At 35.9% G+C, this 22,427-nt stretch carries 17 protein-coding genes, 2 tRNA genes and 1 other annotated feature; of the genes, 4 read left to right on the top strand and 15 right to left on the bottom strand.

The annotated features are described in order from the left end of the window. Positions 1-13: 13 nt before the first annotated feature. The 7 genes from EsVE80_RS03175 to ezrA form a co-directional block, all read right to left on the bottom strand. A complete protein-coding gene (locus tag EsVE80_RS03175; protein ID WP_173102447.1) occupies positions 14-2,653 on the bottom strand; it encodes a valine--tRNA ligase in 2,640 nt (879 codons plus the stop codon). Between the two features lie 50 nt (positions 2,654-2,703). Next, positions 2,704-2,914 (bottom strand) — a binding site (T-box leader). A 43-nt stretch (positions 2,915-2,957) separates the two neighbouring features. Beyond that, entirely contained in the window at positions 2,958-3,449 is a 492-nt protein-coding gene (gene tpx / locus EsVE80_RS03170; RefSeq protein ID WP_173102446.1) for a thiol peroxidase, read from the bottom strand. Between the two features lie 83 nt (positions 3,450-3,532). Next, entirely contained in the window at positions 3,533-4,198 is a 666-nt protein-coding gene (locus EsVE80_RS03165; RefSeq protein WP_173102445.1) for a redox-sensing transcriptional repressor Rex, read from the bottom strand. Between the two features lie 151 nt (positions 4,199-4,349). Continuing rightward, complete coding sequence (locus EsVE80_RS03160; protein WP_173102444.1) at positions 4,350-5,930, bottom strand: SpaH/EbpB family LPXTG-anchored major pilin; 1,581 nt, start codon at positions 5,928-5,930, stop codon at positions 4,350-4,352. Positions 5,931-6,276: 346 nt separating this feature from the next. Beyond that, positions 6,277-7,488 carry a tRNA uracil 4-sulfurtransferase ThiI gene (gene thiI / locus EsVE80_RS03155; protein ID WP_173102443.1) on the bottom strand — a complete coding sequence of 404 codons (1,212 nt, stop codon included), beginning with the start codon at positions 7,486-7,488 and terminating at the stop codon, positions 6,277-6,279. A 17-nt stretch (positions 7,489-7,505) separates the two neighbouring features. Continuing rightward, positions 7,506-8,648, bottom strand: coding sequence for a cysteine desulfurase family protein (locus EsVE80_RS03150; RefSeq protein ID WP_173102442.1), 1,143 nt, complete (start codon positions 8,646-8,648; stop codon positions 7,506-7,508). Positions 8,649-8,875: 227 nt separating this feature from the next. Then, positions 8,876-10,600, bottom strand: a complete 1,725-nt coding sequence (gene ezrA / locus EsVE80_RS03145) for a septation ring formation regulator EzrA (protein ID WP_173102441.1) — start codon at positions 10,598-10,600, stop codon at positions 8,876-8,878. 402 nt (positions 10,601-11,002) lie between these two features. On the opposite strand from ezrA, the gene EsVE80_RS03140 reads away from it, so the two are divergent. Then, entirely contained in the window at positions 11,003-12,352 is a 1,350-nt protein-coding gene (locus EsVE80_RS03140) for an aspartate kinase (protein WP_173102440.1), read from the top strand. A 27-nt stretch (positions 12,353-12,379) separates the two neighbouring features. On the opposite strand, the gene EsVE80_RS03135 is transcribed toward EsVE80_RS03140, so the two are convergent. Then, entirely contained in the window at positions 12,380-12,907 is a 528-nt protein-coding gene (locus EsVE80_RS03135) for a pyrophosphohydrolase domain-containing protein (protein ID WP_173102439.1), read from the bottom strand. A gap of 39 nt (positions 12,908-12,946) precedes the next feature. Continuing rightward, positions 12,947-13,786, bottom strand: coding sequence for a Cof-type HAD-IIB family hydrolase (locus tag EsVE80_RS03130; protein WP_173102438.1), 840 nt, complete (start codon positions 13,784-13,786; stop codon positions 12,947-12,949). A gap of 168 nt (positions 13,787-13,954) precedes the next feature. On the opposite strand from EsVE80_RS03130, the gene EsVE80_RS03125 reads away from it, so the two are divergent. Next, complete coding sequence (locus tag EsVE80_RS03125; RefSeq protein ID WP_173102437.1) at positions 13,955-14,923, top strand: asparaginase; 969 nt, start codon at positions 13,955-13,957, stop codon at positions 14,921-14,923. 145 nt (positions 14,924-15,068) lie between these two features. Here the strand turns inward: EsVE80_RS03125 and EsVE80_RS03120 are convergent, their stop codons facing one another. The 6 genes from EsVE80_RS03120 to EsVE80_RS03095 form a co-directional block, all read right to left on the bottom strand. Further along, positions 15,069-15,803: an acyl-ACP thioesterase domain-containing protein gene (locus EsVE80_RS03120; RefSeq protein ID WP_173102436.1), complete on the bottom strand. Its 735-nt coding sequence runs from the start codon at positions 15,801-15,803 to the stop codon at positions 15,069-15,071. 88 nt (positions 15,804-15,891) lie between these two features. Beyond that, positions 15,892-16,728, bottom strand: a complete 837-nt coding sequence (locus EsVE80_RS03115) for a fructosamine kinase family protein (RefSeq protein WP_173102435.1) — start codon at positions 16,726-16,728, stop codon at positions 15,892-15,894. Positions 16,729-16,745: 17 nt separating this feature from the next. Then, positions 16,746-17,528, bottom strand: coding sequence for a tyrosine-protein phosphatase (locus EsVE80_RS03110; protein WP_173102434.1), 783 nt, complete (start codon positions 17,526-17,528; stop codon positions 16,746-16,748). 229 nt (positions 17,529-17,757) lie between these two features. Further along, positions 17,758-19,086, bottom strand: coding sequence for a C1 family peptidase (locus tag EsVE80_RS03105; protein WP_173102433.1), 1,329 nt, complete (start codon positions 19,084-19,086; stop codon positions 17,758-17,760). 223 nt (positions 19,087-19,309) lie between these two features. After that, positions 19,310-20,314 carry an acyltransferase family protein gene (locus EsVE80_RS03100; protein WP_173102432.1) on the bottom strand — a complete coding sequence of 335 codons (1,005 nt, stop codon included), beginning with the start codon at positions 20,312-20,314 and terminating at the stop codon, positions 19,310-19,312. A gap of 229 nt (positions 20,315-20,543) precedes the next feature. Then, positions 20,544-20,617, bottom strand: a tRNA-Asn gene (locus EsVE80_RS03095). Between the two features lie 132 nt (positions 20,618-20,749). Between EsVE80_RS03095 and EsVE80_RS03090 the strand changes: the two genes are divergently transcribed. Further along, positions 20,750-21,970, top strand: a complete 1,221-nt coding sequence (locus EsVE80_RS03090; protein ID WP_173102431.1) for a serine hydrolase domain-containing protein — start codon at positions 20,750-20,752, stop codon at positions 21,968-21,970. A 196-nt stretch (positions 21,971-22,166) separates the two neighbouring features. Beyond that, positions 22,167-22,239, top strand: a tRNA-Thr gene (locus EsVE80_RS03085). Positions 22,240-22,427 lie beyond the last annotated feature (188 nt).

Raw genomic sequence — 22,427 nt, 5'->3', positions numbered from 1 at the left:
TGTACAACGCTCTTTACTTGATGGTCCGCAATTGTTCAATCCGTTCACGAACCGCCTTTTGTTTGTCTAAATAATCAGCTTCTTTTGCGCGTTCTTCTGCTACGACTGCTTCTGGGGCATTGGCAACAAAACGTTCATTTGCAAGTTTACCTTGTACACGTTTTACCTCACTGTCCCATTTTGCCAATTCTTTTTCTAATCGTTGTAATTCTTCGTCGATATTGATTAGACCTGCTAGTGGCAAGTAAATGTTAGCACCAGTTAGCACCGCTGACATCGCAAGTTCAGGTGCCTCCATTTTCCCTGAGATTACTAATTCTTCAGGATTACAGAAGCGTTCAATATAATTTTTATTGGCAACTAGAAATTCATCAATTTCAGCATCGGTCGTCTGAATTAACAATGTAATTGGTTTAGATAACGGTGTATTTACCTCAGCACGAATATTTCGGACTGCACGAATCAATTCAATTAAAAATTCCATACCTTTCACAGCTGCCGCATCGTCAAATTCTGGCTGAACAACTGGATATGATGCTGTTACTAGTGAAGTTCCTTCATGGGGCAATTTACTCCAAATTTCTTCAGTAACAAATGGCATAATTGGATGTAACAGGCGTAAAATTTGATCAAGCGTATAGACTAAGACACTTTTATTCATTTGTTTGGAACTTTCATCTTCGCCGTATAAAACTTCTTTACTCATTTCAATATACCAATCACAAAAATCATCCCAAATGAAGTTATATAATTGACGTCCTGCTTCGCCAAATTCAAAACGGTCAAACAAGTCTGTTACTTTTTCAACAGTCTCATTTAAGCGCGTTAAAATCCAGCGATCTGCCACTGTTTTTTCACCTGTCAGATTAATATCTGCCACCGTCATTTTCTCTACATTCATCAAAACAAAGCGCGAAGCATTCCAAATTTTATTGATAAAGTTCCAGGCTGCGTCCATTTTTTCATAACTAAACCGCACGTCTTGACCAGGAGCAGAACCATTTGATAAAAACCACCGCAGCGCGTCAGCACCGTATTTGTCAATGACATCCATCGGATCAATCCCGTTACCCAGTGATTTACTCATCTTCCGCCCTTGTTCGTCACGAATTAGACCATGAATTAAAACGTTGTTAAATGGACGTTCATCAGTAAATTCCAAACTTTGGAAAATCATCCGGCTAACCCAGAAAAAGATAATATCATAGCCAGTAACTAATGTGTTAGTCGGGAAATACCGTTTATAGTCTTCACTAGCCGTATCTGGCCAACCCATTGTGGAAAATGGCCACAAAGCTGAAGAGAACCACGTATCCAACACATCCGGATCTTGAACCCAGTTTTCGCTATCGCTAGGGGCTTGCATACCAACATACATTTCCCCTGTTTCTTTATGGTACCAAGCCGGAATTTGATGGCCCCACCATAGTTGTCTAGAAATTACCCAGTCATGAACATTCTCCATCCAACGTAAGAACGTTTGATTAAAGCGAGGTGGATAAAATTCGACCGCATTCTCCGTTGCTTGATTTTCAATTGCTTCTTTCGCTAACGGCGCCATCTTTACAAACCATTGTGTTGATAAGCGGGGTTCCACCACTACACCTGTTCGTTCAGAATGTCCAACATTATGGTTCATTTTTTCAATTTTAACCAAACGTCCAATTTCTTCTAAGTCTGAAACGATCAATTTTCTTGCGGCAAATCGATCCATTCCTGCATATTTGCCTGCCAAATCATTCATCGTGCCGTCATCGTTCATGACATTTATCCGCGGAAGATCATGACGATTTCCAACCTCAAAGTCATTTGGGTCATGGGCTGGCGTAATTTTTACCACCCCTGTTCCAAATTCACGATCAACGTATTCATCAGCAATAATTGGAATTTCTTTATTAACTAATGGCAAAATAACTTTTTTACCAATATATTGTTGATATCGTTCATCTTCTGGATGAACGGCAAGTGCTGTATCTCCCAACATGGTTTCTGGACGAGTTGTTGCAATTTCCAATTCACCTGTACCATCACTTAATGGATAGGTCATGTGGTAAAAAGCACCTTCAATATCTTTATGGATAACTTCAATATCTGATAAGGCAGTCCGGGCTTGCGGGTCCCAATTGATAATATATTCACCACGATAAATTAAATCTTTTTCGTATAAAGTAACAAAAACTTTACGAACAGCTTCTGATAAACCTTCATCTAAAGTAAATCGTTCCCGCGAGTAATCTAACGATAGGCCCATTTTAGCCCACTGCTGACGAATATGATCTGCATATTCATCTTTCCATTCCCAAACGTTGTCAACGAATTTTTCACGGCCTAAATCATAACGCGAAATACCTTGTTCCCGTAACTTTTCTTCTACCTTTGCTTGCGTTGCAATACCGGCATGGTCCATTCCTGGTAACCACAATGTATCAAAACCTTGCATCCGCTTTTGACGAATAATCATGTCTTGTAAAGTAGTATCCCAAGCATGACCTAAGTGCAATTTTCCGGTAACATTGGGTGGTGGAATCACAATAGAATAAGGTTTGGCCTTTTTATCCCCACTTGGTTTAAATAAATCTTCATCTAACCATTTTTGATAACGGCCAGCTTCCACTTCTTGTGGATTGTATTTTGTCGATAGATTATCAGACATTTAGTTTCCTCCTTAAATTTTGAAATAAAAAAGTCCCAAGATGCCAAGCATCTTAGGACGTAAATTTACGCGGTACCACCTAATTTGTAGATTATTCTACCTCTTAAGCGTGAGGTAACGATCACGAAACGTTTGATTATACTAAAATTTCCAATCAAAGACTCCCAAGCTACTTTCACAAAACTTACGTGGAAATCTTCCAGCTACGATTTCCTCTCTTAAACGCAGTCTTCTGTTACTCCTCTTGTTCAACGTCTTGGCTTATTCTACAATGAAGAATATCAAAGTGTCAAATCAGAATTTTTCAAATCAAACTTTTAGCAACTGTCAAAGCCTGCTCATAATCCGGCTCTTGACTAATTTCTGGTACAATTTCCCGATATTGAATTATACCCTTTTTATCCAAAACAAAAATAACGCGGGCATAGTGCCCTGTAGCTGGAACTAGCAAATGATAGCTTTCATCTAGGGTATTGCCCGGATCGTGAAGCATTACCATATCGACGCCTTCTTGACCACACCATGTAGCTTGTTGTGTTTTTGTGTTATTTGAAACAGTAATAAAATTAATCTCTTTTATTTGACTTGCTTCCATATTAAAACGTTTAGTTTGAATTGCACAAACGCGAGTATCAATATCTGGCACAATACTTATAATAGTTGGCTTATCTAGAAAATCAGCCAGTTGGTGTTTTTTATCTTTTAAGTCAGCTAAAGTAAACGTTGGGGCTTTCTCGCCAACTGCTGGTTGCACGCCCGGTAATGTTACGGGCTGTCCTTTTTTAGTTAATTCCATTTCATCTGCTCCTTTACTGATGATGCAAAATTCATTATTACATTCAGTATAGATAAGGATGAATAAAAAACCAAAGATACTGCTTAGCTGTTTGCCACAGTCATTTTATCTTGATACGTTTGATCAAAGAAAATCAACGTCTGTAATTCTGTTGTTAAATCAATGTATTGAACATGAACATGATTCGGGACCTCGACACGATCTGGCGCAAAATTTAAAATTGCCGTAATGCCAGCGTTTACAATTACATTGACTGCTTCTTGAGAAAACTGACTTGGTACCGTTGAAATGGCAACTGTTACACATTTTTCTTTTGCAATAGTGTCAAATTCAGCCATACTGTGAATTTTGTGCCCGTCAATGACTTGCCCGACTAAATCAGGATTATTATCAAAAACGGCAACAATATTTAAATTGCTATTGCGGCGAAAATTATTGTTTGCTAATGCCTTACCAAGATTGCCAAATCCCACTAATGCAATTCTTTTTTCTTCATTTGTATCTAAAATACTATTAAAGACTTCAATCAAGTAACTAACGTCGTAGCCATATCCACTTCGGCCTAATTCACCTAGATGAGAAAAGTCTCGCCGAATAGTAGCAGAAGGAACTTGAGTTATTTCTGCAAACTCTTTTGATTTAATTCGTTTGATACCGGAGTCTTGTAACATATTTAAATAGCGTAGATATAACGGCAGGCGCTTCGCTGTTGCCTTAGGTATTTTTTTTAACTTACTATCTTCGACCATAATCGGCTCCTTTGTTCGTTTTTTCACATAGTTAGTGTATCATGCCCCTACCATCCTAGCAAGTTATTTTGTTAGCGAAAACAATTTCTAACATTCTTTTTTACGCGAAAAAAGGAAAGCCGCAGCCTTCCTTTTTACAAATTATTAATTCTTATACTTCTTCGTTCACTTTAGATTTACGGTACCAGATGAATGCACCTGCCATCAATGCGGCACCTACTGCTAGGAATGCGATGATACCAGTGCCACCAGTTGAAGGTAAAAGACCTTTTTTAACGTTATCTACAGTTTTTGATGGAATTAACGTTGCACCTTCAGCTGTATCAGGAGCGATTGTAAATTGTACAGGAGCATCTAATTTAATATAGTCAGTAGGAGCTACTGTTTCGTGCAAGTCATAATTACCATATTCTAAACCTTCTACATTAATCTCACCATTTTCATCTGTTACTAATTCAGTAGAGCCAGTCGCATCTAACACATATTTGGTACCACTTTTCGTGAATTTCAAAGCATTATCTGCAGCAGCTCCACGTTTCGTAATCACAAATTTTGCACCAGCTAATTTTGCTTTTGTATTTTGATCTTCTTTGATAAATTTATAACCACCATAAATTAATTTTGGTGCTTCATACGGATATGTTTGGTTCCCAACCTTTACAGTTATCTTATTACCAAATTCTTGATATTCTTCTGCTGCGTCTGTTACTACCATTTTATAAGAAGCAGTAAAAGTTTGGCCTGCTAATGCTTGTACAGCAGCTTCGTTAACTTTAAAGTCAACTGTAAAGCCACCATCAGTATTTTTAACGATTTCATAGTGAGTTCCTGGTACTAAGGCATTACCTGTTGTAGGTGTAATTGTTACTGCTGAGTTAATTCCAGCAGCCGGTACAACTAATTCTAACCCAGCTGAAGGTGTATCAGTAAACCCATATGAAATGTTATCTTTGATTTTAGCTGGAATAGTGAATTTAAAAGTAAAGTCATGCTCTTTTCCTACTTCAGTCCCATAGATATGTTCTGCTTTGTTAGCTCCTTCATCTTTAACAACTTGTAATCCGTCTGTTTTCAAATCCTTACCATCTGTAAATGTTACATCTTTTGGATACAAATGTGCCGTTGTTAAATATTTACCGTCTTTATTTGTCAATGGTAATGAAACAATTAATGGCGCTGCATGTGTGCTCACATTATCTGGAATTGTTGTTTCAATAAACATATACACGCTATGCTTGTCTCCAGTTTTATATGCTAAGCCATTAAACTTGGCAATTCCATCTTCGCCATCGACTTTGGCAGTAGTAACTTCATCTCCAACTTTAGATCCCATCTTAGTTAACGATTCATAGGTTTTCTCGCCAATTTTAATGCTAGAACCTTTTTCGATTTCTGCAGCAACTTCTTGTGCCTTTGTAATAGCTGCAGCTGCATCAGCAACTTCTTTATCTTTAATTAAGCCATAAACAAAATCAGTGATATTGTATGCTGTAAAACCAGCGCCATTTAAGCCTTTACCCTTAAATTCCATTAATTCTCCAGTATTTTCCGTTAATTTTGGCATTGAATCAAATTCTTTTTTGTGGAGAACCATATTAATTGTACTAGGTTCAGTATCAGAAACCGCTGGCGGCGCTCCCTCTTCAGCCCCTCCAGAAATTCCACCAACAAACAATGGTACTAACATCGTAATAATTGCCAACAGTCCAAACAACTTCGATTTGTGTTTCATTTTGTTTCCCTCCCTCTTTCTTTTAGCTAGACTTCATCTTTTTATTTAGGATTTCTAACCTAAATTAATCATATCAGAGGATTTTAAGGGGAGCAAAATTTAGTAAAATGACTATTTAGCAGCCAGTTCGTATCCTTGTGTGTTTTTTTACAAAGAAAAAAAGAGGTTATACACCTCTTTCATCATTTTCTAATTGTTATTTAATTTTATACAAATTTCATTTTAGGCAAAATCAAGGAAAAATATTTATAACTTTGATTGAAAATTCTACTATTTTTGCCGTAATATCACTCAAAGTTGGGCAAGCAAAAAAGCAAGTCAAGCCTTTTCTTTTCGTATTTTTTATCTATAACAAATCTGCGAATTCTGCTTCTTTTTCATTTGTTGCATTTGGCGTGATTACTTCAATTTTAAGTCCGTTCAATGCGCGGAGAATCATACCATCAATATCTAATGAATTCTCATAATGATGCACCTTGTCTAAATTTGGACGCGTTTTTGGTTGTGGCGGCGCAAAAATGGTACAGCAGTCTTCAAAAGGTTGAATTGCAAGTTCAAATGTGTCTATTGCTTGCGCTATTTCAATAATTTCTAATTTATCCATTGTTACAACTGGTCGAATAATCGGCGTAGTAGAAACTTCATTTATAGCCACCATACTTTGTAAGGTTTGAGAAGCAACTTGTCCTAACGATTCCCCATTAATAATAACTAATCCTTTACGTACCGCACGAATTGCATCTGTTAAACGTAGCATCATCCGCCGCGTTAAAGTCATCCAGTAACCTTGTGGGACTTTTTTCTTAATTTCTTCTTGAATCTCAGTAAAAGGTACTTCGATAAATTGAATATTACCGACATAAGGTGTTAATTTTTCAGTTAAATCTTTAGCTTTTTGCAAGGCTTGTTCACTAGTATAAGGCGGACTCGCAAAATGTACTGCTTCAATCTCCACACCACGTTTCATAGCAAGATAGCCCGCAACAGGAGAATCAATCCCACCAGAGAGCATCAGCATCCCTTTACCACTGGTTCCAACCGGCAATCCACCAGCACCTTTGATAGTTTCATAGGACAAGTAGACACCATCTAATCGAATTTCTACGCGCAAATTAATATCTGGCATTTTCATTTGCACTTTAATATCAGGATATAGTGAAAAAACATAACTCCCCAATGTTTGATTTAACTCATTGCTTGTCAATTCAAAATCATGGTCAGAACGTTTAGCATTAATTTTAAAGGTTTCACTACCAGTATATGCGGACGCCATTATTTGGGCGATACCTACTTTAATTGCTTCAAGATTTTTTTCAACTCGTAAGCTAGGTGAAAAATTTTGGATACCAAAAACTTTTTGTAGCCGTTCGATCACAAGCTGACTGTCTTCCCCATTTAACAAAATATGCATGCGGTCACGCTGTGCATCAATTTTTAATTGAGGAAAAGCTACTAACGCCCCTTTAACATTGTCTGCTAGTTGCCTAATAAAGCTGCCGCGGTTCTTCCCTTTAGTAGAAAGTTCGCCATACCGCACCATAATTTCTGTATAATTCACATTAAAACTCCTGTCTGTTAATTGATTTTACTGAATTTTTGATAAAGTTGATGGAAGACGATTAAAAATTGTTCCACTTCTGCCATCGTATTATTTTCATCTAGACTAACTCGAATTGCGGTGGTTGCTAGATTAGCAGGTATATTCATCGCATGAAGAGTACTGCTTTCAACATGTTTTCGACTTGAGCAAGCACTTGTAGTCGAAACGTAAATTTGTTTTTCTTCTAACGCATGAACTAAGACCTCACCACGAATATCTTTAATGCCAAAACATAAAATATGTGGCGCGTAATCTTCTTGACCACTAAAAATTGTCACTTTCTCATATTCTGCTAAGGCGTCAAATAAATACTTACGTAATGTCGCCACATGATTAGGTCGCTCTGCTTTTTTTTCCAAAGTTAAGCGTAATGCTTTAGCCGTTGCCACAATCCCGGCTACATTTTCCGTGCCGCTACGTTGATTATTTTCTTGACCACCACCGGTTAATAAAGGGGCAATCCGTCGTCCCTTACGCCAAAAGATAAAACCAACGCCACGAGGACCGTGAAATTTATGCGCAGAAAAAGTCGCAAAATCTACCCTTGATGTCAGCCATTTTTCTTGTGAAACTTTTCCAATAGCTTGTACAGCGTCTACATGAAAATGAATTTTCGGATACTCCTTTAAGACTTCACTAATTGCACCAATTGGCTGTATAGCTCCAACTTCATTATTCACTGCCATAACAGACACCAAGATAGTATCTTTCCGGATTAATTCTTTTAATTTTTTCACATCAACCAAGCCATCTTTTCCAACGGGCGCAATACTCACTTCAAAACCATTTTCAGCTAATTGGGCTGCCGTTTCACTCACCGCTGGATGCTCCACACTGGAAATAATAATATGCCGTCCAAAATCTTTTTTATCAATTGCTGTCCCTTTTAAAACCCAGTTATCCCCTTCTGTACCACCAGAGGTAAAGTATATTTCATTTGCTTCTACTGTTAATAATTCCGCAATTTGCTTACGTGCTTGGTGAAGCAAGCGATTGGCTTGATTACCTAAATCGTGAAGACTAGAAGGATTTCCAACAATCCGTTGACTGGTCTTCATATATGCATCTAGTGCAAGTGGGGCAATATTTGTCGTTGCACTGTTGTCAAAATATATCATGAAAAAAACATCCCTTCTCAAATTCTTTCCTATTATAAACGGACATTGCATTGGTTTCAAGGTAACGTACTTTATCTTTTTTAAAGTGACTTTCATTTATTAAGAACATAAGCTATATACGGTTTAAGGTAATACAAATATTTACTTTTATTTCCTATCTGCTGTTGGAAAATATTGTTCATTTTAACATAAAAAAAGCGAGCCCAGTAGACTCGCTTTTGACTAGTTTATACTAAATCACGGTTTTTAAAGTAGAAATTTTCAATTCGTTTAAAGGCACCAGGCTCAACACGTTCTAATGCTGCTCCAATTTCATCTAGAGCATCTTGATAACGATACTCTTTATTAAACAATTCTAAAGCACCTTCAATCGCTGCTTTAATTTCTGCATGAGAATGACGATATCTGTTGGCATACTGCATCATTTGTTCTGTTAAAGCCGCAGCATCAACCAAATCATGAGTATGGGCATCTAAGTCTTTAATATCGGCTTCACAATTTTTCATGATTTTATTAACTTCTTCCATATTAACGCGGATTTTATTTAGTGCTTTGCCTAAATCTTCAACCCGATCTGTTGCCATAAAGAATGATTCCAAATAATCATTAGGTAAACCTGGTAAGCGTTGTTTTTCAACAAAACGTTTCAAATTGCGTAATTGAAATTCAAATTGTTCCACTTTTTCTTGGGCAATTTTTTCACCCTTACGTAATTCACGTAATTCATGATCAATTTCAACTTGTTGATTTTCCAAGTCATCTAAAATTTTATACGCATCTTTATAGAAAGCTTGAATTTCAGAAAATGGAATTTCATGAGCTTCCATTTTTGGTTCTAAATCTTTGTTACGACGGGTCAATTCGTCAATTTCAGTTTGAAAGCCACGAACGCGACCTAGTTCATTATGATTTAAAGTATAAGTTTGAGCGGTATGATCAATTTCAATCATCAATTGATGATTGTTGCGATGTGCATGAGTAATATAATCAGCAATCACTGGTTTGTTTTTCACTACGTAACGTCGTGCATTAATTTCTCTTTCCATGACAGTATATAATGAATCAATACCACTAGCTGTATCACGATTGGCAACTTCAACTGTATCTACTTCAGTCTTTTCTAAATCTCCCATTGAAGTTTCAACACGTTTTTTCACGCGATCGATTTCAGCTTGGAAATTTTCTTCTGGAAAAACATAATGATCTTCTAAAAGTTTTTTATAACCATCTTGAATTTCTTTTAGCTGATCAGGAAAAGTTTTATTCAACTCTTCATAAGCTGCTGGAATTCGTTTCATGCGATCATCTAACTCATACGTGTGTTGTTCAGCACTTTCCAATACTTCCCGCGCTTCAACTGGATCACCAGATGTATTTAATGTAACAAATTGGGTAAATTCAATTTCGATGTTCTTAATTTGCTTTTGTAATTCAGAGTAAGCAGGACCGAATTCTTCCCCGTGCTCCCGCAATTTTTTCTTCAAGTCTTCGTAGATATCTAATGCTTTTTGTACTTCTAAAGAATTACGTTCTTCGCTTTCGCGCAATTCTTTTAAGCCATCACGAATCTCTGCAACTTCTTTTTCCATTGTATCCATGGTTTGTTCTGCATCAACAATCGCATTTTTAGCTTTGAAAAATCGAAATGTTTCATTTAAACTCTCAACTTCAAAAATTTGACTTTCAAGCTCGGCAAATGAAGAAGTAGAGATATCATTCCATTTTTGGCTCCACTCACGGAAAGTATTTTGGCTTTGGCCAACGAGATGCATCTTCTTAACATCATCAACTTCTTCTAAGACCGGCAAATCAAATAGATGCTCCCTGCGATCTTCCAGTGTTTGCAATCTTTCCTGATTTTTCTTTCTCATGAAATAACTAATCAGATACAAGATCGCTGCTACAACGATGATGGCGATGACTATTCCAATGACTACATTACTACTTCCCATTGATGGTTCCTCCACTTTCAAAAATAAATATCAGTATTCTATGCTGCCAATCAGCTTTTTTTATCTAACAAATACTATTTTTCTTCTATTAGTATAGAAATTTATTTATCGGTCCACAAGACGTCTACGCTAGATTATAACACAAAGAAAAAAGAGTAGCACTAAAGAATAGCAAAATCTTTACAATTTTTTTCAGAAGGTTATTTTCACAAGCAAGCTAAAAAAAACTTTTTATAATCTATTAGAAAGCTTTTATTAAATCTTATCTTGTGCTGTTTTTAATAGTAATCCTTGCTTTTTTTTTAAGATTTTTGTACCCTTATAAGAAATAATCTTGACGTTATGAAATAAAATTCAGCTTTATAGCTGTAGATAAAAAACGATAAAAAAGGAGATACTATTGTGAAAGTAGTGAAATTTGGCGGAAGCTCTCTTGCTTCAGCAGCGCAAGTGCAAAAAGTCATTGATATTATTATCAACGATCCAAAAAGAAAATTCGTGGTAGTATCTGCTCCAGGTAAACGGGATAAAGAAGATACAAAAGTCACAGATCATTTGATTGCATTTTACGAAGCTAAAATAAAAAATCAGGATCTCACTGGTATAACTGCTACCATTACTGCTCGTTATAGTGATATTGCTACAGCTTTTAATGTGGATAGTAAAATAATGGAAGATATTAGCAAACATTTGAACAAACTATCTGAGCTTCCAGTTGAAGGAAATGACTTTTTAAAAGATACAATTGTTGCCAGCGGAGAAGACAATAATGCGAAATTAATTGCTGGTATTTTACAAGCTAAAGGAATAAATGCTCGTTATGTAAATCCAAAAGATTTTGGCATTATTGTTTCCAGTGAACCTGGAAATGCGCGGATCTTATTTAAAGCTTATCAAAAAATGAAAAAATGGGCAGATACAGAAGAAATCCTCATTATCCCTGGATTTTTTGGATATACTGAGTGCGGTCAAGTCTGTACCTTTTCCCGAGGGGGATCTGATATCACCGGTTCTATCGTGGCAGCGGGCGTGAAAGCTGAATTATACGAAAACTTTACAGATGTTGACGGGATTTACGCAGCTCATCCTGGCTATATTCATAAACCGGAAATTATTAAAGAACTAACTTACCGCGAAATGCGAGAATTAGCTTATGCTGGTTTTACTGTTTTTCATGATGAAGCTTTAATGCCTTCTTATCGCGCAAAAATACCCGTAGTCATCAAAAATACAAATAATCCCCACTGTCCCGGGACTAAAATTACGACAACGCGTGATGCGCTAGATAATCCAGTGGTGGGTATTGCCAGTGATGAAGGCTTTACGATGATTTATATCAGCAAATATCTCATGAATAGAGAGATTGGTTTTACCCGCCGTATCTTAAGTATTTTAGAAGATTTCGGTTTGAGTTACGAACACATGCCTTCTGGAATTGATGATATTTCAATTGTTTTACGCGCCAATCAACTGAACAAAACACTAGAAGAAGAGCTTTTGCGCACTATTGCCTATGAGATTGATCCTGATGAACTTCGGATTACGCACGATCTTTCTATGATTATGGTGGTTGGAGAAGGCATGCGTCAACGGGTTGGTTGTACGGCTGAAAGTACAGCAGCCCTAGCTCGCAAAAAAATCAATCTGGAAATGATTAACCAAGGTTCTTCTGAGGTCAGCATTATGTTTGGCATTCACAAAGAGCAAGAAAAACTAGCAATTCGTACGCTTTATTATACGTTCTTTGATTAATGAAGCAAAAACGTAGTCAAACTGGAACTAATTTCCAAGTTTGGCTACGTTTTTTTGTCGATTCAATTCTGCTTTAATCTTTTTTTCAGGTGCATATTTTTCTTGCCAACTAGCTGGCTTTAAGACTTTATTGGTAAGTGGATCATAATGGGGTTTTCCATCGGGAAAAAGCTTACTCATGTTGGCTTTGTGCACAATTTCCAGCACGGGTGCAGGATCGATGTTCATCAGTGCAAAAGAGCCATACGTTAAATAAAGTAAGTCTGCTAAGGCATCCACTTGTCCTACCAAATGATCTGATTTTATTTGATGATTATGTGTGCTTTTTTTCAACACTTTGTCTTTTGCCGCATCAAGTGCTTCATGCAGCTTTACAACAGATTGTTCAAATTCAACAGTAGTGTCTGTACTTTCATATATAAATTCAACCAATTCTTCAATTTTGAAGCCAGCTCGAAAAATTGCTTCTTTAGATTGAAAAGCTGTTGGTTCATTAGGAATTCGCGGATCAAAAATCTGATGAAATTCATTTGCCATTTCAATTGGTTTTTTCATAGCTTATATTGCCCCCTTGCTTGTACAATTGATATTTACTTACGAAATAATATGATAATATCGTAATGCTTGTGCAATACCGTTGTGATTGTTCGTATCTGTTACATAGTCGGCTGCTTCTTTAGTCATCCGCTTGGCATTTCCCATAGCCACACCCACGCCTACGCCTTTAATCATCGAAATATCATTATAATGGTCGCCAAAAACCATTGCCTCAGAGACTGCGATACCTTTATGCTGTAAGAACACTTCGATTCCTTTTAATTTCGATCCACCCTTTGGTACAATATCGACTGAAAAAGAATTCGAGCGATGAAAGCCACAGTCTGGCAGCTCACGTTTTAAGAGTTCTGTTTCAGATTCAGGACTTAACATCATGCACTGGTAGATCGGTTGATTTAGAATTGTCATTTTTTCATAGTGATCATCTTTTTTATAAAAACTTATGGCTTGCATAATATTTTGCATGGTTTTAACGGGAAAGTTTCTTGGGATAAAACGCGCGAAACGTTGGACGATAGCTGACTGTCCCAATCGCATCAAACGGCTGCCTGACACAAGACTTCGTGTGCCAAAATTAATCGAACGATTATGGGCATCGGCAAAACGTGTTACTTGTTCTAAAACTTCAGGCTTAAAAGACTGTGCATAAATTGTCTGCTTAGATGTATAAACTAACTGCCCATTATACGTTACAAACATATCCAAACCAACGTCGCCTAATAGTTCTTTTACTTTTGCTGGATCACGTCCTGTCGCCACGCCAACATAGATGTTTTTTGCTTGTGCTTTTTTTATGGCTTCCTTACTGCTTGCTAAGACCTTGCCATTGTCTGCTAATAGTGTGCCATCAATATCAAAAAAAATTGCTTTAATCATCTTTTTTTCCTTTTCATTTTGCTACGTTTTAGTTTACCACACTGATTCAAAATTGCACGAATTCTAAAATAGGAAAATCTATTTTCCGACTAGTTTATCTGAATACAATCAGCTACAATAAACACTGTACATCGTTTATTACGATTTAAAGTAAGGAAGGAAAATACGATGAAGAAATTACTTGTTTTGCATACAGGGGGCACGATTGCCATGAAAGAAGACCATTTAACTGGTGGTGTTAGTCCTGATGTAGCCAATCCTTTAATGGATGCCAATTTGGAAATTCCTGCTGACGTTGAGTTGGTGGTCGAAGATATTTTTAATTTACCTAGCCCTCATGTAACACCAACTGAGATGTTACAATTAAAAGTCCGAATTCAAGATGCTAAACTTAGCGGTTGTGATGGTGTCGTTATCACCCATGGTACCGATACATTAGAAGAAACTGCTTTTTTCCTAGATACTACGATTGGACATTTACTACCGATCGTATTAACTGGAGCAATGCGTTCAAGCAATGAACTTGGAAGCGACGGTCTCTACAATTTTGTCACAGCTATTCGTGTTGCTGCATGCGAAGAAGCAATAGATAAAGGCGTATTAGTGGTGATGAATGACGAAATTCACTCAGCCCGATATGTGACTAAAACGCATACTACCAATGTTGCTACTTTTAGAACACCAACACTCGGACCGATTGGCTTGGTGACAAAGAGTCGGATTATTTTTATGCAAGAAGTGTTACCTACTACACATATAGATGTTGATAGCGTTGACGGTATGATTCCCATCGTTAAGGCCTACGCTGGAATGCATGGTGAGTTATTTGAAGCACTCTCCCAAAGCAATATTGATGGTTTAGTTATTGAAGCTCTTGGCGCAGGTAATTTGCCGCCAGATACCCTTCCACCTCTCAAAAAGTTATTGGCTCAATCTGTTCCTATTATTTTAGTTTCCCGCTGTTTTAATGGTATCGCCGAAGCAGTGTATGACTACGAAGGTGGCGGTGCACAATTACAAAAAATGGGAATTATATTTGCTAATAGTATCAATTCCCAAAAAGCACGCTTAAAACTATTGATTGCCAAAAATCGCCAACTTACAATTGCTGAGTTAAAAACATTTATTGAAAACTAATATTGTAACTGTTAGAAAATAATTTTTGCTAATAATTTATTTAGGTACCGCCGCAATAAAGCTTCACTAAATAACTACATTTCTAATAACGTTAAAAAAATGAGCAACAGATTTTTCTGCATGCTCATTTTTTGTCATTTCATTTTTATTTTAATAGCCAAGTAATGTTGGCTTCACAATAAAGTTGATCCCCAATTTTAATTTCATGACGACTTTTAATTGAATCAGTTTTAAGGATTTCGTAATGACTCATTACTTCATTGCCGTACTCCACTTCTTTATCAAAGCGGATATTTACTTCTTTGGGGACATGCGTGGTCAAAAAATCAAAGCCTAACACATCGATCATCCAGTTAAAATACATGGCATTGTTAACGTGTTGATTGCTATCAATATCGTAAAATCTAACCCGATACGGAAGACTTTCCCCTTCTTCTATTTTTTCAATAGTTGGAAAGCGTTTAATCCTTTTAATTTTTTCACTTTCGAATGGGGCAATAATCTCCTCTGGAACACTGGTCATTTTTCTATTTTGTATATCCATTAAAACAAAGACAGATTCAATTTTTAATAATTCATTGCCTTTTTTATCGTGGAACCAAAAATTTCGGTAACAAAAATATTTATTGTACTCCATTGCCTGCGTTGTAATTTGGATTATCTCGCCAACTTTTGGTAAACGTTGAATAGTAAAATGATAATTGGTAATCACCCACGTCAAGCCAAATTGATGAATAAATTCCGTACTACGATTTAATGCATCACTTTGTTCCTCAGATGTCTTGATCGCAATTCCTATCATTGCTGGAAATGTCATTGTTTGATTTACATCACACTCATAATAGCTAACTTCATGCGTGCGCGTATATTTTACAGCCACAAAAAAATCCTCCTAAACTAAACATATAATACTACTGTACAGTATTTTTTAAATTTATTTTCTATCGAATACCAGTCTGATAATACTTTTAACTAAACTGGCTTAAAATCTCATCCACTTGTGCGCCATAGCTCTCCCCAAACTGGTTTAAATGAACAAGTAAATAGTACAATTGATATACTGGTTGCCGCTGTTGCCATCCCGATTCTAATGGAAATAAATCTTCATAGGTAGTCATAAATTCTTGCCGAAAACCACCAAAAAGTTGCGACATGGCAATATCCATTTCCCGATCCCCGTAAGAAACGGCCGGATCGATTAAAACCGGTTTACCATTAGTGTCAAAGAAATAATTACCACTCCAAAAATCGCCATGCAACAAGCTAGGGATAACTTGTCTATCTTGCCAAGAATGATAAATTCTCTCTTTCAAACGTAAATACAGCTCTTCTCGTTTTGGGTTCCAGACATTGTGTAATTTGGCCAACTCTACCTGTACGTCCAATCGACAGGTCAGAAAATAGCTCACCCAGTTATTCGTCTGCGCATTAACTTGTGGTAAAACACCAATGTAATTATCCTCGTAAAAACCAAATAATTCATGTGTATGATGATGAATCATGCTTAAAGCCGCAGCTAGTTCTTCTTGATTTCCTTCACCTGGTTCAATCCATTCCATAACCAAATATGAACCCTCTGCAGTTTGACCCCAATTATATACTTGGGGAACTCGGACAAAATCAGTTAGCTCTTTTAACCCATTAACTTCTGATTGAAAAAAAGTTTGCTCGACACCCGGATGAAATTTCAAAAAATAATTATTCTCAGCCGTAATAATCCGATAAGACTGATTGACATCTCCGCCGGCAATTGGAATTGCTTTTCCATCCAAGGCCAATGAATCTAAGATTTCTTTTGGCAGCATCCTCATCGCCTCCTTTTTTATTTGGTTAAATACAATTTTTGTAAGTCTTTGATTTCTTGCTCAGAAAAACCTAAACCTGTCTTCACATAATTTTTTAAACTACCATAATGTTCTTTAGCAGCCCGATAACTTTCATTTAAATAAGCGGCATCGGCTTTCATTAAATCTTTAACACCTGCTACTAGTAAGTCTGATGCTCCTTGTTCTTTAGCTTTTGTTACCATATATTCTGTCTGCTCATTTAGATAGCGATTCGTAGCTAGGTAGTCAGCCATAATTGTTTGATGATCTACTTCCAATATATCTAATAATAATGCCGCTCCAAATCCAGTTCGATCTTTTCCAGCAGTACAGTGAAATAAGACACTCGTATTATCTTTATCATTTTCTAACAAAATCTGTAAAAATTTGCGATAAGCTAATTTTGCATGTTCATCTTCAATAAAATGACGATAGACGTTAATCATTTGGGATTCAGCCGTCATTCCTTGCTCTAACTGCTTCAATAATTCCTGCGGTGAAATAGAAACTTTTGTTTCATCGTGACCAAAGACCGGTAAAAAATAAGCTTTTGATTCAGAAATTATTTTATCCGGAGCTTCTGTAGCTTCACTTGGTGACCGAAAATCAATCACTTTTTTCACACCGTACTCTTCCAGCTTTACTTGATCATGTTTCGATAATTCAGACAGACTCGCACTGCGCACGACTTTATTCATCCGTACAATCCCATTATTAGCGATATAACCACCTAAATCGCGAACATTTGCGGCCTTTTCCAATTGAATAATTTGTTCCATTTTTCTGCCTCCTCTAAAGGCAAGGCTCCCCTTGCATCTACTTATTAAAAAGTATAACAGAAAAATCAATGTGACGTATTTATTTTCCTTTTTGGGAACAATTTCCTACACACGATTACTATACGTACTGCCAATTTTTTTGGCGAACTAAAAAGACTTATGATTGCAATTGATAGTAGCAATCATAAGTCTATTCGCCAAACTAATCTTGTGACAACATCCTTTAGAATTATGCCAAAGCGCCCATTGGGTCCCATGGAGCTAAAACAGTCGGTGCTTTTTCATATGCAGCTAATTGTTCTGGTGTTAATAAGTCTTTTCGGACAACAATTTGATAAGTATATTCGTCCATCCATTCATCACTCATAACAAAGAAACCTTTTGTCCCAACTTTTTCGCCCCAGCTATTTTCGACTTTCCATTTAGTTGATTTTCCATCTACTAAATCAACTCCAGTTAAGACCATTGCATGGGTCATTAAGCTTTCTCCGTAATCCAAACGTTCAGCTTTTGTCATTGTAAAATCAATATCAAACAAATCATTCATATCATAAGCATCTAAAGCCATAATCCCGGAATCACGAGTAGAAGATTGACCCACATCGCAACCAAACCAGACAGACTCCCCTTGTTCTAATTGGGCAATCGCTAGTTTTTTGAAAGTATCCATATCAACGTTCAAATATTTTACTTCTTTACCCGCAACTACATTTCCCAACATTTCAACAGTATAAGACTGATTATAAGGTTTATCCGTTGTTGGAGCGTTGATGATGCTGACGTAATCATTTAAGTTAATTCCCACATATTTTTCATAAAAACTTTGTGGGGTCAAATTTTGATCCAAATGATAATTTTTTTCTTCATCTCGGTATTCAAAATCAAATGTTTCTGGTGGAGTTCCTAAAGAAATCGCCAAAAAGTTATAGACTTCTTCTAGCATATTTTCTTTTTCACTTTGAATTTCTGACGTAGATTTACCACTAGCCACTAAATTGCGTAAAGTCACAGCATCCTTGCGAAGTTTTTTATTTAAGTAATTGTTTAAGTCTCGAGAATTAGAGGAATTGCTGCTTTCAGGCATAGCAGTTTTCGGAACGACACCATATTTTTCGAAAATGGAAACAATCATATCCCATTGACCACCATCTTGCTGCGGTGTTTGTAAAAGAAAAGCAACTTTACGGCTAGTCAAATCTTCTGTAGCTGTTGCTAAAATATTTTCATAAAAGTAATTTGCTTTTTCGTATTTATCCCAGAAAAAAGTATAATTTTGAGATAATTCAAAATCTTTTAGATTGAACACATTCAACATTTTATGACGAAACGTATTCAAAGCGGCAAACATCCAGCAACGACCAGATTGCATTTGATTCGCTACCTTACCAGTAGCAAGATCTACAGAAAAAACTGGTACATTATTTACATGTGCAACCATATTCTCCGCTGAAGCACTGATCCCATTTTTTACCACACCACGTTGTAGTGCAGTTTGCTTATTATTTTCTTTAAAAGTAGCAGCAAATTTAGCTGTTAATTCTCTTTTTATTGCTGACATTTTCTCCATCCTCTCAATTGAAATAACATACTTTTTCATTCTACTCCTGACAATTGAAAATTACAACAGATGTGAAAATTCTGACAAATCATTTTTAAGCAAAAAATAGTAAAAATAGCAACTTTCTTTATCCTTAAATGCCCAATTAAGTAAGTCTATTATTTTACGGTCTTCGTCATTTATGATTTGGCAATAAATCGTCAACAACTTTCACCATAGCTTTTTATTCCAAGATACTCGTCGCTTTTTTTCGTATTTTCTTTTGCATAACTATTTTTAATTTAAGGTAAAATAGCTGCCATTTCGGAGAGGCGAAGAAAAAGGTCAAAAAGATACTAAATATCAATATGCCAATAAAACCTGCGATTCCCAAATCAAAGTTGGCAATTTTTAATGCTCGCAAACCTTTTACAATAAATCCCTGTAACAAATAAACTGTTAATGTATTTTTTCCCAAATCAGTATAAAAAGTTCTTTGTCTTGGAACCAATAAAAGAAAAGACAAAATTCCTATAAAGCCCAATATCATTACTAACAAACGAATAAAAGCACCCAATTGTGGATCACTTAAAAAATCCTCGTAAGGCTTTGAGCCAAAAACTAAATACTTATTAAAGTTTTCAAATTGATTGATAAAAGCAAAGATACTGCCAAAACCAACTAGTGCAAAAGAATAGCGATGTTGCTGCCGTATTGTAACCAGCTTTTCCCAGGAAAAATAATGTCCAATTAAAAAGAAAGGTAAAAAAACAAATGTACGTTGCATCGCAAAATTGCGATCAATAAATGGCAAATATCCTACAATCAATGCTACTCCCATGCTAAGGGTAAGTGCCAGCCAAGTAGGAAGTCTTTTTAACAAATTCAATGCACATTGCCAACAAAAAAGGCTAACTAAAAACCACAACGACCAATTTGGAACAAGAACATTCCATGAAAAATTATCTTCTAAACCAATTAGCGCATAATAACTGGAATAAACCAATTGAAAAATAACATAAGGGAGCAGTGTTTTTTTCACTACTTTTCTTATTTTCCCTTTTTGTAATCCTTTAGAAAAATAACCCGCAATCAAAATGAAAGCTGGCATATGAAACATAAAGATAAAATAATAAAGATTGTGATAGCCCTGCCAATCTTCAATAAAAGGTTCTAGTAAATGACTAAAGACAACTAACACCATCAAAATGAACTTAGCATTATCAAAAAAGGCCATGCGTTGTTTCATAACTATCTCCTTTTCTTTTATTCTCTTAATTGTAATCAAAAAGCGAGTAATTGCACAATTAATAAGATAGCAGAGAAAGCTTAAAGTTATCTTCAATTTGCTTTTCATTTACTTAACAAGTGTTTTACAAGTATAAAGAAAAAAATTTTCCAAGCTTTTTTCTTTATACTTCCTTTTAAAAAATATTTTCTTACAAAAAAAGCCCTCGATTAAAAAATCGAGAGCTTAACTCCGGCAGTAGGACTCGAACCTACGACATCATGATTAACAGTCATGCGCTACTACCAACTGAGCTATGCCGGAATACTGTAACAATATGATAGCAATTCTTTTAAATTTGTGCAAGATTATTTTAAAATTTTTCTCTAGTTTTTTTTAATACTTTCTTTTTCAAAAAAATACGAGTAAAATAAGTTGAATTTTGGAGGTAATATTATGCGCGGACGTCATTTTAAAAACAAGAAAAAAAGATTTAACTTTGCATTCTTTTTATTAATACTTATCTTAGGGGGAAGTTATTGGTTATATGGCAATCATCGTACACTCTTTTTTGCAACAGCAAGTACTACAGAGAATACCGAAGTAACACAAAACACTACGGAAAATTCAAATGATGAGAATAATTCGTCAACTAGTACAATTGTAACGGCCTTATCTGCGGACAAATATCAAAATTTAAATAAAGATATTCTAGCTCCTGTGGCCAATCCATTTGATAACACCTTAAAATTAGGGAATTTTGTCGGCACCGCTCTCATTATAAAAAATGGGAACATTATCTTACAACAAGGATATGGCTACCAAGATTTTGCTAACCAAAAACGTAATAGTGTAAACTCACTTTATCAGATTGGTTCTGTGCAAAAGAGCCTAACTGCAACGTTGATTTATAAACAAATTGAGGCTGGTCGTTTAACACTTGATACAACGTTGAATCAATTTTTCCCTCAGATTTTTGGTAGTGAAAACATCACGATTCGTCAAATGTTACATATGACGTCTGGTCTTACGTTATCTGAGATTCCTTTAACTGTGACAAACGAAGCTGCTGTTGTAAATTTTGCTGTCCAAAATGCTCAATTACAAACTAGTGGTCACTTTCTTTATTCGCCGGTCAATTATGTCTTATTAGCTGGTATTTTGCGCCAAATTACCCATACTAGTTATGCTCAACTCGTTTACAATACTTTTAAAGTACAATTGGGACTAAGAAAATTAGTTGAATATCCTGATTGGTATCAAAATTTACACCATACTATATCTTATGGTGGTAAGGATGCAACAGACTATAACAAAGTTGTTACAGAAAAAACAGGACAATTTGTCCGTGAGCTGGGGACTGGAAATCTTGGCATGACTGCTGGTGATTTGTATTGGTATTATCACCAACTATTATCAGGCAAATTAGTAGCACCAGAAGTCTTGCACGCTGCCTGGCAAAGAGAAACTACAGCCACTTATAATGGTGGTCAATACGACAAAGGTCTCTACCTTCGTGCAAATGGCATAATTGCTTCACAACATTGTATGGTACTCATTAGTAAAGATGCTGCGAACGCTGTTTTCTTACTAAGCAACCACGGAAATGTTTTAAATCAAACAAAGTTGATTTCAACACTTTATAGTCAATTAACTAATGTTACTACAAAATTTTAGAAATAAGTCCTTACTAAAATAAAACCAAAATTTTCGGTTATAATTGCTAAAGTTTTGGTTTTATTTTTTATAAAAAAATACGATCTTAATAATGAGATCCTACAACTATTTCTGTAAAATTTGTCTTTAAAAAACATTGACTTTATAATTTAGCTTCGCTATAATACTTCTTGTGCTTGAAATAAATAGTCTTAATGCCGCCTTAGCTCAGCTGGTAGAGCACCACCATGGTAAGGTGGGGGTCGCCGGTTCAAGCCCGGCAGGTGGCTCTTTTGAACCTTGATAATTCAAGGTTCTTTTTTTATTTATTAAAATCTACTGATAGTTTTGATGATGCTCATAAATGAGGCAACTCACCCAAATAAATCTAAATAAAAAAAATCATGTTAGCTTTTATACAAGCGTTTTCTTTGTTTAATGGATACTTCTCTTGCATAATTATATTAGTATAATTATG

The organism is Enterococcus saigonensis (genome assembly GCF_011397115.1).
GTDB lineage: Bacteria > Bacillota > Bacilli > Lactobacillales > Enterococcaceae > Enterococcus_C > Enterococcus_C saigonensis.
This window is presented reverse-complemented; position numbering and strand designations above follow the sequence as displayed.